General features: G+C 47.5%; 12 protein-coding genes. 10 read left to right on the top strand and 2 right to left on the bottom strand.

Going from position 1 to position 15,761, the window contains the following annotated elements; genetic code table 11:
• The first annotated feature begins 305 nt into the window (after positions 1-305).
• The 6 genes from CWI81_RS08240 to tmpT all read left to right on the top strand — a co-directional run bounded on the left by CWI81_RS08240 (position 306) and on the right by tmpT (position 8,569).
• Positions 306-4,025, top strand: a complete 3,720-nt coding sequence (locus CWI81_RS08240) for a nitrate reductase subunit alpha (protein ID WP_126784825.1) — start codon at positions 306-308, stop codon at positions 4,023-4,025.
• Positions 4,026-4,045: 20 nt separating this feature from the next.
• Positions 4,046-5,581, top strand: a complete 1,536-nt coding sequence (gene narH, locus CWI81_RS08235) for a nitrate reductase subunit beta (RefSeq protein ID WP_126784824.1) — start codon at positions 4,046-4,048, stop codon at positions 5,579-5,581.
• Positions 5,582-5,586: 5 nt separating this feature from the next.
• Positions 5,587-6,315: a nitrate reductase molybdenum cofactor assembly chaperone gene (narJ, locus tag CWI81_RS08230; RefSeq protein ID WP_126784823.1), complete on the top strand. Its 729-nt coding sequence runs from the start codon at positions 5,587-5,589 to the stop codon at positions 6,313-6,315.
• A 10-nt stretch (positions 6,316-6,325) separates the two neighbouring features.
• Positions 6,326-7,042, top strand: a complete 717-nt coding sequence (narI, locus tag CWI81_RS08225; RefSeq protein WP_126784822.1) for a respiratory nitrate reductase subunit gamma — start codon at positions 6,326-6,328, stop codon at positions 7,040-7,042.
• Positions 7,043-7,090: 48 nt separating this feature from the next.
• Complete coding sequence (locus tag CWI81_RS08220) at positions 7,091-7,858, top strand: peptidylprolyl isomerase (RefSeq protein ID WP_126784821.1); 768 nt, start codon at positions 7,091-7,093, stop codon at positions 7,856-7,858.
• A 72-nt stretch (positions 7,859-7,930) separates the two neighbouring features.
• Positions 7,931-8,569: a thiopurine S-methyltransferase gene (tmpT, locus tag CWI81_RS08215; RefSeq protein WP_126784820.1), complete on the top strand. Its 639-nt coding sequence runs from the start codon at positions 7,931-7,933 to the stop codon at positions 8,567-8,569.
• On the opposite strand, the gene CWI81_RS08210 is transcribed toward tmpT, so the two are convergent.
• Both CWI81_RS08210 and CWI81_RS08205 read right to left on the bottom strand, forming a co-directional pair.
• Positions 8,566-8,841, bottom strand: a complete 276-nt coding sequence (locus CWI81_RS08210) for a hypothetical protein (RefSeq protein ID WP_126784819.1) — start codon at positions 8,839-8,841, stop codon at positions 8,566-8,568. The genes tmpT and CWI81_RS08210 overlap by 4 nt on opposite strands.
• A gap of 60 nt (positions 8,842-8,901) precedes the next feature.
• The gene (locus tag CWI81_RS08205; RefSeq protein ID WP_126784818.1) at positions 8,902-11,142 is read right to left on the bottom strand and encodes a nitric-oxide reductase large subunit; all 2,241 of its coding nucleotides are present in this window, start codon (positions 11,140-11,142) and stop codon (positions 8,902-8,904) included.
• Positions 11,143-11,465: 323 nt separating this feature from the next.
• Here CWI81_RS08205 and nrdG point away from each other — a divergent pair, with 323 nt between their 5' ends.
• From nrdG to nhaD, 4 genes are all read left to right on the top strand, one after another.
• Positions 11,466-11,924 carry an anaerobic ribonucleoside-triphosphate reductase activating protein gene (gene nrdG, locus CWI81_RS08200; RefSeq protein ID WP_126784817.1) on the top strand — a complete coding sequence of 153 codons (459 nt, stop codon included), beginning with the start codon at positions 11,466-11,468 and terminating at the stop codon, positions 11,922-11,924.
• 11 nt (positions 11,925-11,935) lie between these two features.
• Positions 11,936-13,774, top strand: coding sequence for an anaerobic ribonucleoside-triphosphate reductase (gene nrdD / locus CWI81_RS08195; RefSeq protein ID WP_126784816.1), 1,839 nt, complete (start codon positions 11,936-11,938; stop codon positions 13,772-13,774).
• Positions 13,775-13,875: 101 nt separating this feature from the next.
• Positions 13,876-14,280, top strand: a complete 405-nt coding sequence (locus tag CWI81_RS08190) for a ribonucleotide reductase subunit alpha (RefSeq protein WP_126784815.1) — start codon at positions 13,876-13,878, stop codon at positions 14,278-14,280.
• Between the two features lie 29 nt (positions 14,281-14,309).
• A complete protein-coding gene (nhaD, locus tag CWI81_RS08185) occupies positions 14,310-15,743 on the top strand; it encodes a sodium:proton antiporter NhaD (RefSeq protein WP_126784814.1) in 1,434 nt (477 codons plus the stop codon).
• Positions 15,744-15,761 lie beyond the last annotated feature (18 nt).

The following is a 15,761-nucleotide window of genomic DNA, read 5'->3' as shown; positions in this document are numbered from 1 at the left end:
CTGCTTGTTAAGTTAATAGATGTAAGTCTAATGCATATTTAATAAGACACAATAGAATAAGTAACTTTGGGCTACCCCTTTTTTATCCGACAATTGTGTTAATAAGAATCACTATCAAATAAAAAAATAAAAAGTCATTTAATTCAATAAGATAAAAAACTACCCCCATCTACCAAAATAGGTATTTTTTCTATCTCCTGTTGATTCCCACGCATTTTCACCCTCTGGTTTTAAGGGACTTTATCCAGCAAACTCCGTGACATCCATTACAAATTGCCTGCTAGACGTGGACTAGGAGTCTGATTATGAGTCGTCTACTCGAAAAACTGCGCTTTTTTAAAACGCGCCAAGAACCCTTTGCTGATGGTCACGGTGTGACCACTGATCAAGATCGTACCTGGGAACAAGGCTACCGCCAGCGTTGGCAGCACGATAAAGTCGTGCGCTCAACACACGGAGTAAACTGTACCGGGTCTTGTAGCTGGAAAATTTATGTTAAAGACGGTTTGGTTACCTGGGAAACTCAGCAAACCGACTATCCTCGGACACGCCCTGATTTGCCGAACCATGAACCGCGTGGCTGTCCTCGCGGGGCTAGCTACTCTTGGTATATCTACAGTGCTAACCGGTTGAAATATCCTAAAGTACGCCAGCAGCTCATGACGCTTTGGCGCGAAGCTAAAGAAAAACACAAAGACCCTGTTAAAGCCTGGGAGTCTATTGTTAGCGATCCTAAAAAAGCTAAAAGCTACAAAGAAGCGCGTGGTATGGGTGGCTTTATCCGTGCGGACTGGAAAGAAGTGAATGAAATCATCGCGGCGGCGAATGTCTATACCGCCAAAGAATATGGTCCAGACCGTATTAGTGGTTTCTCTCCTATTCCTGCGATGTCAATGGTGTCTTACGCTGCTGGCGCGCGTTACCTGTCATTAATTGGCGCAAACTGCCTGAGTTTCTATGACTGGTATTGTGATTTGCCTCCATCCTCGCCGCAGGTATGGGGTGAACAAACAGATGTACCGGAATCTGCTGACTGGTACAACTCTAACTATATTATTGCCTGGGGTTCTAACGTACCGCAGACTCGTACACCTGATGCACACTTCTTCACCGAAGTCCGTTACAAAGGAACCAAAACCTGTGTAATTACTCCGGATTATTCAGAAGCTTCTAAGTTTGGTGATACCTGGCTAGCACCTCGCCAGGGTACTGACTCGGCGCTGGCGATGGCCTTTGGTCACGTTATTCTGAAAGAGTTTTATATTAATAAGCAAAGCCAGTACTTCCATGACTATGTAACGCGTTACACGGACATGCCGATGCTGGTTATGCTGGAGCCTGGTGAAAAAGCCCTAAACCAAGGTCGTTTCCTGCGTGCGGCCGACCTGGTCGACAACTTGGGTGAAGAAAATAACCCGGATTGGAAAACCATTGCTGTTAACGCTAAAGACAACCGTCTGACCAGCCCGAACGGCTCTATTGGCTATCGTTGGGGCCAGTCCGGCAAATGGAACCTGGAACAAAAAGATAAAGATGGCGATGTCGATCTGCAATTGTCGCTTAAAGACAGCCGCGATGAACTGGTCGAGGTTGGCTTCCCATACTTTGGCAGCGCTCCGCATGAATACGAGTACTTCCAGCACACGGACCATGACGAAATTCAGATCCGCAAAGTACCGGTTAAGAAAGTTGAACTGGCAAACGGCGAAAGCGCTTATGTGGCCACGGTATTTGACCTGATGTTGGCTCAATACGGTGTGGACAACGGCGTTAACGATGAAAATCGTGCTAAAGATTACGCCGATGATGTGCCTTACACACCAGCTTGGCAAGAGCATATTACCGGGGTAAAACCTGCTGATGTGATTCGTGTTGCAACTGAGTTTGGACGTAACGCAGATAAAACCAAAGGTCGTTCGATGATCATCGTTGGTGCTGGCATTAACCACTGGTATCACATGGATATGAGCTACCGCGGCATGATTAACATGTTAATGATGTGTGGCTGTATCGGTAAATCGGGTGGCGGTTGGGCGCACTATGTTGGGCAGGAAAAACTGCGGCCGCAGACGGGTTGGCAACCGCTGGCCTTTGCGCTGGACTGGCAGCGTCCACCACGCCATATGAATGGTACCTCGTTCTTCTATAACCATTCGGATCAGTGGCGCTACGAAAAACTCGATATGAGTGAAATTGTCTCGCCATTGGCGAACAAAGACAAATGGCAGAGCACCATCTTAGACTACAACACACGTGCTGAGCGCATGGGTTGGTTGCCTTCGGCGCCGCAACTGGGTCAAAACCCACTACGCGTTGTTGAAGCAGCTAAAGCTGCCGGTAAAGAGGTTAAAGAGTATTTGGTTGAGCAGCTGAAAAGCGGCAACGTTCGTTTTGCTTGTGAACAGCCGGATGATCCTAAAAACTTCCCGCGTAACATGTTTATCTGGCGCTCGAACCTGCTTGGTTCTTCAGGTAAAGGTCACGAGTACATGCTGAAGCATTTACTGGGGACGAAACATGGTCTACTCGGTAAAGACCTGGGTCAGTTTGGCGGTAAGAAGCCAGAAGACGTGGAATGGGTTGATGAAGCGCCGGAAGGTAAGATTGACCTGCTAACCACACTCGACTTCCGCATGTCGACGACTTGTCTGTATTCAGACATTGTTTTGCCGACTGCGACCTGGTACGAGAAAGACGACATGAATACCTCGGATATGCATCCGTTTATTCATCCGCTAACTGCTGCAGTCGATCCCGTCTGGGAAGCGCGCAGTGACTGGGATATTTTCAAAGGCATCGCGAAAGAGTTCTCGCGCGCCACTGAAGGACACTTGGGTGTTGAACAAGATGTAGTCACCGTGCCACTGCAGCATGACTCTCCGGGTGAACTGGCCCAGCCTTATGGTGGAAAAGCCTGGTGGAAGGGTGAAGTAGAAGCCATTCCAGGCCAAACCATGCCAAACATTACGGTGGTTGAGCGTGATTACCCGAATACATACAACCGTTTCACCTCGTTGGGGCCACTGTTGGAAGAGCTGGGTAACGGCGGTAAAGGTATTAGCTGGGATACTAAAGAGGAAGTTGAATTTCTCGGTAAGTTGAATCGTACACACGTTGAGGAAGGCATTAATCAAGGACGTCCCAAGATTGAATCAGCGATTGATGCGTGTGAAACCATCTTATCGCTGGCGCCGGAAACAAACGGTCATGTTGCGGTTAAAGCCTGGGCTGCGCTCGGTAAGTTGACCGGTCGCGAGCACACGCATCTTGCCAAGCCAAAGGAAGAAGAAAAGATTCGCTTCCGCGATATTGTCGCGCAGCCGCGTAAAATTATTTCTTCGCCAACCTGGTCGGGTCTGGAAGACGAGCATGTGTCCTATAACGCAGGTTATACCAATGTTCATGAGCTTATCCCATGGCGCACCATCACCGGTCGTCAGCAGTTCTATCAGGATCATGAGTGGATGCGTGACTTTGGTGAAACACTTTGTGCTTATAAACCGCCAATTAACCTGAAAACTGTGGCACCGGTGCTGAATAAGCGTCAGAACGGTAATAAAGAGATCGTACTGAACTGGATAACGCCGCATCAGAAGTGGGGTATTCACAGCACGTACTCTGACAACTTGCTGATGCAGACGCTGTCACGCGGTGGACCCATTGTCTGGTTAAGTGAAATTGATGCTAAGGCGGCAGGCATTGAAGATAACGACTGGATGGAAATCTTTAATGTGAACGGCTCAATTTGTGCGAGAGCGGTGGTTTCACAGCGTGTGCCAGAAGGCATGAGCATGATGTATCACGCTCAAGAACGAATCATCAACATGCCGGGCTCTGAGTTAACCGGTACCCGTGGCGGTATTCACAATTCGGTGACTCGCGTGGTGATGAAGCCAACTCATATGATTGGTGGCTATGCGCAACAGGCGTATGGGTTTAACTACTACGGGACAGTAGGCTGTAACCGCGATGAATTCGTGGTGGTCCGCAAGATGGACAAAGTCGACTTCCTGGATACTGAATAAATCGGAGTGAGGACAACACGATGAAAGTAAGAGCTCAAATTGGCATGGTGCTGAATTTGGACAAGTGTATCGGCTGTCATACTTGCTCCATCACCTGCAAAAACGTATGGACCTCGCGTGAAGGGGTCGAATATGCCTGGTTCAACAATGTTGAAACCAAGCCCGGGATTGGCTTCCCTAAAGAATGGGAAAACCAGGACAAATGGAACGGCGGTTGGTCGCGCAATAAAAAGGGTAACCTGGAACTAAAAATTGGTAGTAAGCGCCGCGTGCTGGCCAATATTTTTGGTAACCCGGATTTACCTGAAATTGACGACTATTACGAGCCGTTCGACTTTGATTACCAGCACTTGCATACGGCTAAGCCGAGCAAGCACCAGCCAACTGCGCGTCCACGGTCTTTGATCACCGGCAAGCGGATGGAAAAGGTCGAGTGGGGTCCAAACTGGGAAGAAATCCTGGGTACCGAATTCGAGAAGCGTAAGAAAGACAAAAACTTCGACGATGTGGTGCAAAAAGACATGTATGGTCAGTTTGAAAAGACCTTCATGATGTATTTGCCACGTTTGTGCGAACACTGTCTGAATCCGGCTTGTGTGGCTGCTTGCCCTTCAGGCGCGATTTATAAGCGTGAAGAAGACGGTATTGTTCTGATTGACCAAGACAAGTGTCGTGGCTGGCGGATGTGTGTATCGGGCTGCCCGTACAAGAAGATTTACTATAACTGGAAAACCGGTAAGTCAGAAAAATGTACTTTCTGTTACCCGCGTATTGAAGCGGGTCAGCCGACGACTTGTTCAGAGACCTGCGTTGGTCGTATCCGTTATTTAGGTGTGTTGCTTTATGATGCCGACCGCATTGAAGAAGCGGCAAATACGCCTAATGAGCAGGATTTGTACGAAGAGCAGTTAGGTATCTTCCTTGACCCGCATGATCCTGAAGTACAGGAAGCGGCACGCAAAGAAGGCATTGCTGAAAACTGGATTCAGGCGGCCCAGCGTTCGCCAGTCTATATGATGGCGATGCAATGGAAAGTGGCACTGCCACTGCACCCTGAGTATCGTACGCTGCCCATGGTTTGGTATGTGCCACCGCTATCACCGATTCAAAGTGCCGTAGAAGCAGGCCACGTGGGTATGGACGGAGAGATTCCAAATCTTAAATCACTGCGTATCCCACTGCGCTACTTAGCAAACTTGCTGACCGCAGGGGACGAGAAGCCGATTGTTCGGGCACTAGAGCGAATGATTGCGATGCGTTCCTACAAGCGCTCACAGCATGTTGATGGTGTTGAGGACCTGGATGTATTGAAACAGGTTGGGCTTAGTAAAAACCAAGTTGAAGAAATGTATCGCTATATGGCGCTGGCTGATTACGAAGATCGTTTCGTTATTCCAACCAGTCACCGTGCTTACGCAGAAAATGCGTACGACATAAAAGGTGGTTGCGGTTTCAGTTTTGGCAACGGCTGTAGTGACGGTAACAACGACGTAAATCTATTTGGCGCGAAGAAGCAGACTGTTCGCCAAGTTATCCCAGTGACAATGAAGGAGTAATCAGCATGCAAGTACTACAGGTTATCTCAGTGTTGCTGGATTACCCGAAACCCGAGCTTATTGAAGCTCGGGCGGATCTGGAAGCGTTCATTCAACAGTCACCTTTAGCCGAAAGTGACAAAGGCGCCTTGATGGAGTTTTTGGAAACTCGCGGTGCAATGAGCTTGATGGATTGGCAGTCTGAATATGACAGCTTATTTGAGCGTGGCCGGGCCTTGTCACTACTGTTGTTTGAACATGTTCATGGCGAATCGCGTGATCGGGGTCAGGCGATGGTTAATTTGAACAACCAGTATAAGGAAGCTGGTCTGGAACTGGGCGTTAAAGAGCTGCCCGATTACATTCCGCTTTATCTCGAGTTTTTATCGACTCAAGGCGATGAAAATGCCCGGCTGGGTCTGGAAGAAGTCGCGCATGTTTTAGCGTTGTTAACCGCACGCCTAGATCAAAGAGGAAGTAATTACTCACTATTGTTCGAAACATTGTTGCATGCCTCGGGTGTTCAAATTGATTTAGACGATGTGCGTCAACAGATTGCTAATGAAAAACGCGATGATACGGCGAAAGAGTTGGATAAGGTTTGGGAAGAAGAGGCGGTCACCTTTACCGGAAATGACCAGATGCAAGGTTGTCCAACCGCGCAGAATAAGCCATCTGAAGGTCAGCGTCGTGACCAGTATGTGCCGTTAAATACGGACGACTTGTCGCAGCCTCGTAAAGTATCGGGTATTTAAGGAGAGTACCATGAGTTATATAAATATGTTGGCCTTTGGCGTATATCCCTTTATTGCCCTGGCCGTCTTCTTTATCGGAACCTGGATTCGCTATGACCGTGAGCAATACACATGGAAAACGTCATCCAGTCAAATGCTGGAAAGCAAGCAGTTGCGCAAAGGGAGCTTGCCGTTCCATATCGGTATCCTGGGCATTTTCTTTGGTCATCTGGTCGGACTGTTAACACCTAAGCCGGTATGGCACATACTGGGTGTTAGTAACGAAGCCAAGCAATGGCTCGCTATCATTGCCGGTGGTATTTTTGGATTAATTTGCTTATACGGCCTGGTGATCCTAATTAATCGGCGTATGAATAATGTCCGGGTCCGCGCGACCAGCAGTGTAATGGATATTCTGTTGCTGTGGCTGTTGTTATTTCAGTTAGTATTAGGCCTCATCTCAATTTACTACTCGACCTCTCACGTAGTATATGGAGCTGAGGGTGAAAAAGCAGGGGTAATGTTGATGCTCATGTCGTGGGCTCAGAACATTGTTACCTTGGATCCTGTTGAGGCTGTGGCGGCTATTAGCAACCCGATAATTGAGTGGGTGTTTAAGCTGCATGTGTTTATCGGAATGACAATTTTCTTAGTTTTTCCGTTTACCCGCTTAGTACACATGTTCAGCGCACCAATACAGTATTTGACCCGTCAGCACCAAGTTGTGCGGAAACGTTTCGCTCGATAATCCTATAGCAGTGAGAGGGCAATAATAGCCCTCTCAAGGAAGGTAACGATGATACAAGTAAATAGTGTGGAAATTGCAGAAAAGGATATTTTAGCCGAAATGCAGTACCACCCCGCGGACAGCCATGAACAAGCGATGGCTCAGGCAGCTGAGGCATTAGTCATTGGTGAGCTGTTTACACAACGGGCTAAAGAGTTAGGAATCAAGGTTCTTGATGACGCAGAAGATGGCAGTAAGGATGACTTTATAGAGGTGCTGATCGAACAGGAAGTTGATCGGCCATCGGCAGACGAAGCATTTTGCCGCCAGTATTTTGAACAGAACCCCGAGCGATTTAAAACATCGCCGATCGTCGAGGCCCGTCATATTTTGTTAGCGGCGGCGCCGGACGATGATTTAGAGCGAGTTAACGCAAAGCGTATTGCGGAACAACTGATTGAACAGCTTAACCAGGGTCACGATCTGGGCCAGTTAGCGCGCCAGTACTCGTCATGTCCTTCTAAAGAAACCGGTGGCAATTTAGGTCAGTTGAGCCGTGGTCAAACGGTACCTGAGTTTGAACGTCAGTTATTCGCTGCTGAAGAAGGTGTGATGAAATATCCCGTTGAGACCCGTTATGGCTTTCATGTGGTGGCTATCGACCATAAAATTGACGGAAAACCGTTACCTTACGATGTGGTAAAGGACAAGATAGCGGAATATTTAGAAGAGAAAGTTCACCGTAAAGCGGTATCGCAATATATACAAGCGTTGGCTAACGAAGCCGATATTAAAGGCTTTGATTTTGCCAATACAGGCTCGCCTCTATTGCAGTAGGGGAGAACCATTTCTGATACGATAGGCACCCATGCGGGTGCCTTTTTTTTATTTTATAGGGGAAAAGCAAATATGGATGCGTCGTTTTGGCACGAACGTTGGGAGAACCAGCAAATCGGTTTTCACCGGCCAGAGCCACACGAATTACTAAAAAAGCATTTTTTAAATGGTATTAAAGCACCAGCAACGGTGTTCGTTCCCCTTTGTGGCAAATCAAAGGATCTGCTGTGGCTGTTGCAAAAAGGCTACCGAGTTTTCGGTGTAGAGCTTAGTGAACTTGCGGTGAAGCAGTTTTTTGAAGACAACCAGTTAACTCCTGAAATTACTCAGAGAGGAGAGTTTAAAGAGTATGCTGTCGACGAACTGGTGATATGGGTCGGTGATTTTTTCAAGTTGCAACAGAACGACCTTGCCGGTGTGGATGCCTGGTATGATCGGGCTGCAATGATTGCATTACCGCCTGAGATGCGACGCCACTATGTGCAGCAGTTGTGTGAACAGCTACCGGGGTCTGCAAAAGGCTTACTGATTACGCTGCAGTATCCTGCTGGGTATAAAGATGGTCCTCCTTTTTCGGTGTTGGAAGGCGAGGTTGAAGCAGGTTATGGCCAGCGTTTTAGTATCGAGCAGATAGAGTCTGGTGAAGGCGTTATTAACGATCAAAAGCCAGAAGATAATCCTGTTACTGAACAGGTTTACAGGTTGGATTAATCGACTAAATGATTGCGTCGCAAAACCTTCTCGGTGCGGCGCGCTAGTTTTTCCATGAAGACCAGATCGGCGAGGGTTGGTTCGGCAAGTTGATTGTCCAAATCCGCCCGCCATTGACTGACTTCAGCATCCAGCATCTCCATCATTTTTTTAGAACAACCGCGACAGATCCCCTGACACATATCCGCTTCCTTTAGACCAAAAGGGATGTGTTCCTGAATGACCTCAAGTAACTGATACATGGCCGTTCTTGTATTCGGCTTTTTACGCATGGCAGCTCCTAAACACAAAAGCAGGCTTCTGCAATATGCAGAAGCCTGATTAGTCGGGGATTAAACGGATTTATGTTTTAAGCCTTTCACCACCTGCCAGCTGATGGCGAGTGCGCCAACGATGAACACCATATCACCGACGGTACGGAACCAGCGTAGGTTCTGCAGTAGCGGCTGCTGCATGAAGGCTTCGCTGCGTGCGTACCATAAACCTTCAGTAGCTGCGGCATAGAATTGAATAAAACCAACCGGTAGCAAACTGGTAAACAACATCAGTGCAAGGCCAATATTCATTGTCCAGAACGCCATCTTCATCAGCTTTTCATCAAACTTAAGTGTCGGTCTGATGTAGCGCAGAATGAGTAGGACGAAGCCAAGGGCAAGGAATCCGTACACACCAAACAGTGCTGCGTGTGCGTGAGTCGGGGTGGTATTCAAACCTTGCACATAGTACAGCGAAATAGGCGGGTTAATCATAAAGCCTAAGACACCGGCGCCGAGCATGTTCCAGAAGGCAACGGCAACAAAGCACAGCAGTGGCCACTTAAGGCGTTGCATCCAGTCAGCTCGTTTTTGCAAGCTGTAGTTTCCCCAAGCTTCGTAGCCCAATACGATAAGCGGCACGACCTCCAGCGCGGAGAAGGTTGCACCAACCGCTATGACCGGTGTTGTTGTACCTGAGAAGTACAAGTGATGGAAGGTTCCGGGTACACCACCTAGCATAAACAGTGATGCTGATGCGAGTGCGGCAACCGTTGCCATGCGCTTTGAAACTAGGCCCATGCTGTGGAATATGAATGCCAATGATGCTGTCGCGAATACTTCAAAGAAGCCTTCGACCCACAGATGAACAATCCACCAGCGCCAGTATTCCATGATTGAAATGTGAGTACGTTCACCATAGAAGAAGCCGGCACCGTAAAATAAGCCAATGGCCACAACAGAAGCGGTAAATAGGGCGAGTAAGTTCTTATCACCTTTAACTTTGAAGGCACCAACGACACAACGCATCATTAATACCAGCCAGAAGACGATACCGAGGAACTTACCAATCTGCCAGAGACGGCCTAAGTCGACATATTCATAACCCTGATGACCCAACCAGAAGTTAAGGTGTTCTGGCATGATTTGAGCGATTGCCAAATAGTTACCAATAAAGGTGCCGGCAACCACCAACACAAGAGCCCAGAACAGGATATCAACGCCTAATTTTTGATATTTAGGATCTTTACCGCCATTTATTATGGGCGCAAGGAATAGCCCCGCCGCCAGGAACCCGGTTGCAATCCAAAACATAGCAGCCTGAATATGCCAGGTTCGGGTTAATGAGTATGGGAACCATTGCGAAAGATCAATGCCGTAGAACTCTTGCCCTTCGACGGTGTAGTGCGCCGTCATACCGCCCAGTAATACTTGCAGGGAAAATAAGGCAACGACAATAAACAGGTATTTACCGAGCGACTTTTGCGAAGGGGTCAGCTTGATTTTAGCGATCGGGTCATGTTCCGGGGCGATACGCTCTTCTTCTTCCTTATCGCGTAAAAACGCCCAAGCCCAAATCAACAAACCAACGCCAGCGATTAACAAGATAACACTGACAATTGACCAAATGATGTTCTCGGCACTGGGAACGTTGTCGATGAGTGTTTCGTGAGGCCAGTTATTGGTATAGGTAATGTCAGCCCCAGGGCGTTCTGTTGAGGCAGCCCAAGCGGTCCAGAAGAAAAAGTCGGTCATCACTGCGCGGCGCTCCGCCGACGGCAATGTGTTTTCCTTCATTGCATAACTAACACGAGTTGGCTTTAGCTCGGGATCATCACTGAATAGCTTCGAATAGTATTCGGCAGTCTGTTCAATCGCCTGTACTCGTCGGTCGCTCAGGGTAACCGTATTGGACTGTTTATCGTAAGTGTTTGTGCGGTATTCTTGCTTTAATTCAAACTGCAGTTGGTTTTGCTGTGCAGCATTGAGAGAATCGTAACTTTGCCCAAAAACTTCTTCTGCCCTGATATCTAACCAGGTAACTAATTCCCGGTGCAACCAGTCGGCCGACCAATCCGGAGCTTGATAGGCACCATGCCCCCAAATCGAACCAAGTTGCATTCCTCCAACCGATTGCCAGGCAGTCTGGCCATCAAGAATGCTTGTTTCAGTGGCAATAACTTTGCCCGATGACGTTTGAAACTTGTCAGGGATCGGTGGCGCTTCCCGGTAAACCTCAGTACCGAAATAGCCAAGCACCCCAAATGTAATCGCTAAAATAGCGATCAGTATCCACCATAACTTACGATAACCGGCCATTCACGACCTCCTTATACTGCATCATTGTTTGACTCTCCAGTTAAATTGCAGGACACAATGCTTACAGCAATTCTTAGGCCAACTATTAAACTATTGATTAATAAAGACAAATTGAGTTTTGGGTTCAAAAAACCCTAGTGAATAAGGGTCGAAATGACCATGAAGGTAAAAAGAACCATTTAAGAAAAAGTCCGACAAATCAAGGAGTCACGTTCAGCGTGGCAGCTTATTGATCTGGATCAGCGCAACAGCTTCAAGAAGGAATAGGCTTAAACACAATATGTAGTGCTTATTAAAAGATTGATAACCATATATGGTGTTTTATGAACGATGCCTTGTTTCGCTACTGTAGTGAAGATGTGGTCTTTCAGGAGGTTCCTGGAGAAGTGTCATTGGCTTATACCATGACCGGTTGCCCGGTTGGTTGTAAAGGCTGCCACAGTGTAGACAGTTGGCCCGTAGGAAGCGGTATTGTTTTAACGCGAGAGCATTTAACCGGGCAGCTTAATCGATATCAAGGGCTTGTGACCTGTGTCTTGTTTATGGGGGGGGAGTGGCGCCCAGAAGCATTGATCAAAAGCCTGCAAATGGCACGGGAGTTGGGTCTCAAAACCTGCCTTTATACAGGCAGGGAAAGCATATCCCTGGCCATAAGAAAACATCTTAGTTATCTAAAAACCGGACCCTGGGTAGCAGAGCAAGGGGGTCTTGATAGCCCTGAGACGAACCAACGGTTCTATGATTTAACTCAGGAAAAATTACTGAATATTGAATTTCAATAAGGAGAACCACCATGTTGCGCCTATCAGAACAACAAGTTAATGGCAAAGTAGACTTTATACAAGATTACCTGCGCGCTCAAAATGCTGCGGATGGCTCGAAAATGGATGCCAACGCGAACGTCACTCAGAAGAATGTAGCGACGTTAGAAGCCGAATTAATGAAAGACTTTTTTGTGCAAGTCAATCGCAAGCAAGTGAGTAACAAAATTACTGAATTATTTGGTCGTGATTTAGCGCATGAATATGTTCGGCAAATCGAAGATCACGAAATTTATGTGCACGACGAAACCAGCTTGAAGCCCTACTGTGTTTCCGTAACTATGTATCCGTTTCTGCGTGATGGGTTAACAAAGCTCGGTGGCGAATCTCAGGCACCTAAGCATTTGGAGTCTTTTTGTGGGACTTTCGTTAACTTTGTGTTTGCGGTCAGTTCGCAGTTTGCCGGCGCTGTCGCGACGGTTGAGTTCTTGGCCTACTTTGATTACTTTGCCCGCAAAGACTATGGTGATGACTACTTAAACACCCATCGTCATCAAATAGAAAATCATCTGCAACATGTCGTCTATGCGTTAAATCAGCCCGCTGCAGCGAGAGGTTACCAAAGTGTCTTCTGGAATATCTCAATCTATGATGAACATTACTTTGACAGCATGTTTGGCGACTTTGTTTTTCCGGCGGACTTTACCAAACCCAAATGGAGTTCAGTTAGTGCGCTCCAGGACTTCTTCTTAAATTGGTTCAATAAAGAGCGCGAGAAAACGATCCTAACCTTTCCGGTAGTCACTGTTGCTATGTTAACCGAACAAGGGCAATGCAAAGATCAGACGTTTGCGAAAAAAATGGCCAGTGAATTAGCTGATGGGAACTCATTCTTTGTGTATTTATCCGATAATGCTGATTCCTTGGCCTCCTGCTGCCGCTTACGCAGCGAGATTAGTGATAACACCTTTTCTTATACCTTGGGCGCAGGCGGTGTGGCCACCGGCTCCATTAATGTTGTTACGGTTAACATGAACCGGCTGGTTCAGGACGGTCGTGACCTGGACGACGAAATTGCCAAAGTTCATAAATACCAGGTTGCTTACCGCAAACTAATGGAAGAATACAAAGAAGCCGGTTTGTTGACCGTTTATGACGCTGGCTTCATTAGTCTGGATAAGCAATTTTTAACCATCGGCATTAACGGCATGGCAGAGGCGGCTGAATCCCAGGGGTTAACGGTAGGTAATAATGCGGGTTATAAGGACTTTGTACAACGCCACCTAAAAGTGATTTACGATGCTAATAAGCAAGCTAAGAAAACCTACGGCTACATGTTTAACACGGAATTCGTCCCGGCTGAAAATCTGGGCGTTAAGAATGCTAGGTGGGATCGGGCGGATGGCTACAAGGTAGAACGCGATTGCTACAATTCGTACTTTTACGTGGTCGAAGACGAACAAACTAATGCCGTTGATAAGTTTGTCCTGCACGGTAAGGAGTTAGTGGAATACCTAGATGGCGGCTCTGCCTTGCACCTCAATTTGGACGAACGGCTGAATGCGTCCGGGTATTTATCACTGCTTAACCTTGCGGCGAAAAGTGGCTGTAATTACTTCTGCATCAACGTCAAAATCACGATTTGTAACGCCTGTGAACAAATCGACAAACGCACGCTAAGTGAATGCTCCAGCTGTGGTTCGCCGGACATTGATTACGGCACTCGTGTTATTGGCTATCTAAAGCGCGTTTCTGCCTTTAGTGCGGGGCGTCGAAAAGAACACCATCTGCGTCATTACCACCGTAAGCAACCTGCAGAAGTGGCGGTGGGTGCTGCGCAGGCTAATAGGGGGTTCCGTAAAGCCGGTTGAGCTACCACTTAAGAGGGACCCCGGGTCCCTCTTTTGCTATGCAATTGCCTGCCATAATCGTGCTATGCTCCGCGCGCACTTTCGATCTTTCAGGTGATGCCATGGAAATAACCAGTTATCAAGATTTTATTGCAATGGCCAAGCAACAGCCGGAGCCACAGCGATTATTATTTGTGTTAGCAAAAGCACAGCTGCCAGAACAGCCAACCGATGTTCAAAAACAGCAGTATGAACAACAAGCCGGTGGTAACTTAGAGCCAGTTCTTTGCGTTGATAAGTTGCCCGAAGAGGTTGAAAGCTTTGACGTGTTAGTGGATGAGTCAAAGCACACCAAGGTTGACTGGGACATTGCTTTTGTAACAGCGATGGATGGTCGTGGTGGGCATCCAGTTTCTAGTGATGAAGCTTCTCAGCCGTTAGAAATGATGGTTCAGCAAATCCAGGCAGGAATGATTAAACACTTTTTAACTCTTAACCGACAAGGAGAGTTGGTGCAGGTTATGTGACAATACATGGCCTGCGCTGAATAAGCGCCATGAAAAAATTACTGTTTACCGTTACGTTATTGCTTTTTTCGGTATCAGCTCTGGCAGCGGAGCCCTCCGCTGGCCGCATCGACTTAACCTCCTCTACTGTCGGTTATGCCGCCCTGATTATTTTCGCGTTAGCTTATATCTTAGTTATGGGCGAAGAAAAACTGCATATGCGAAAGTCAAAGCCGGTGTTAGTCGCAGCTGGAGCTATCTGGATCCTTATTGGCTTTGTCTACACTGGCGAACAAGCGCAACTGGCGGAATCCGCTTTTCGGCACAACCTACTTGAATTTGCCGAGCTTATGTTGTTTCTGCTGGTTGCGATGACCTATATCAATGCAATGGAAGAGCGTCGTTTGTTTGATGCGTTGCGAGCCTGGCTGTTAAAAAAGGGCTTTAGTTACCGCAAACTGTTTTGGATAACAGGTGTGCTCGCCTTCTTTATTTCGCCGATTGCAGATAATCTGACCACTGCCTTGCTGATGTGCGCGGTGGTAATGAAAGTGGCACAGGATGATAAGAAATTTGTCGCGCTTTGTTGCGTGAGTATTGTCATTGCTGCCAACGCTGGCGGTGCCTTTAGTCCATTTGGTGATATTACCACTTTGATGGTGTGGCAGGCCGGGCAAGTCACCTTTACTGAGTTTCTGCGCTTGTTTTTACCGTCAGTCGTCAATTATTTAGTGCCTGCACTGATTATGAGCCTGTTTATTGAAAATAGACGGCCGACCACTTTATACACAGACGTTGAGCTAAAGCGCGGTGCTCTACGAATTACCTCACTCTTTTTGTTCACGGTTGCAACGGCAGTTGCCTGTCACGTTTGGTTGCATTTACCGCCGGTACTGGGAATGATGATGGGTCTCGGGTACCTGCAGTTTTTCGGCTACTTCCTTCGTATGACGTTACCTGGCTCCTTAGCCCGAAAACGGGCTATGGCCGAACAGGCAGGTGATAAAAAGCGGCTGGAACAACTGGGTAGTGTAGTTCCCTTCGATGTCTTTAGCCGCGTATCACGAGCAGAGTGGGATACGCTCTTATTTTTCTACGGCATCGTTCTTTGTGTCGGCGGGCTAGGCTTTATGGGTTATTTAAGCCTACTATCAGAATCGTTGTATGGCGGGATGAACACTACTCTTGCAAATAGTATTCTGGGCGTCGTGTCCGCCGTCATCGATAATATTCCGGTGATGTTCGCTGTGTTATCAATGGAACCCGACATGTCTCATGGGCAATGGTTGCTGATTACCCTTACTGCAGGTACTGGTGGTAGTTTGCTCTCTATTGGTTCCGCTGCGGGGGTGGCATTGATGGGCCAGGCACGAGGTTATTACACGTTTGCGTCACATCTAAAGTGGACGCCAGTGATAGCGTTAGGTTACGTAGCCAGTATTTTGCTGCATCTATGGCTTAACGAAGCGACGTTTCATATCTAATTTGGATGGCGCCATCCC

This window comes from Idiomarina seosinensis (genome assembly GCF_003987275.1).
Classification (GTDB): domain Bacteria; phylum Pseudomonadota; class Gammaproteobacteria; order Enterobacterales; family Alteromonadaceae; genus Idiomarina; species Idiomarina seosinensis.
This window is presented reverse-complemented; position numbering and strand designations above follow the sequence as displayed.

What these genes read in the sequence shown, in the direction of transcription:
- narJ (WP_126784823.1), top strand. Translation starts at nt 5,587, where the DNA reads ATGCAAGTACTACAGGTTATCTCAGTGTTGCTGGATTACCCGAAACCC.
- CWI81_RS08210 (WP_126784819.1), bottom strand. Translation starts at nt 8,841, where the DNA reads ATGCGTAAAAAGCCGAATACAAGAACGGCCATGTATCAGTTACTTGAG.
- CWI81_RS08220 (WP_126784821.1), top strand. Translation starts at nt 7,091, where the DNA reads ATGATACAAGTAAATAGTGTGGAAATTGCAGAAAAGGATATTTTAGCC.
- nrdD (WP_126784816.1), top strand. Translation starts at nt 11,936, where the DNA reads ATGTTGCGCCTATCAGAACAACAAGTTAATGGCAAAGTAGACTTTATA.
- nrdG (WP_126784817.1), top strand. Translation starts at nt 11,466, where the DNA reads ATGAACGATGCCTTGTTTCGCTACTGTAGTGAAGATGTGGTCTTTCAG.
- narH (WP_126784824.1), top strand. Translation starts at nt 4,046, where the DNA reads ATGAAAGTAAGAGCTCAAATTGGCATGGTGCTGAATTTGGACAAGTGT.
- tmpT (WP_126784820.1), top strand. Translation starts at nt 7,931, where the DNA reads ATGGATGCGTCGTTTTGGCACGAACGTTGGGAGAACCAGCAAATCGGT.
- narI (WP_126784822.1), top strand. Translation starts at nt 6,326, where the DNA reads ATGAGTTATATAAATATGTTGGCCTTTGGCGTATATCCCTTTATTGCC.
- CWI81_RS08205 (WP_126784818.1), bottom strand. Translation starts at nt 11,142, where the DNA reads ATGGCCGGTTATCGTAAGTTATGGTGGATACTGATCGCTATTTTAGCG.
- CWI81_RS08190 (WP_126784815.1), top strand. Translation starts at nt 13,876, where the DNA reads ATGGAAATAACCAGTTATCAAGATTTTATTGCAATGGCCAAGCAACAG.
- nhaD (WP_126784814.1), top strand. Translation starts at nt 14,310, where the DNA reads ATGAAAAAATTACTGTTTACCGTTACGTTATTGCTTTTTTCGGTATCA.
- CWI81_RS08240 (WP_126784825.1), top strand. Translation starts at nt 306, where the DNA reads ATGAGTCGTCTACTCGAAAAACTGCGCTTTTTTAAAACGCGCCAAGAA.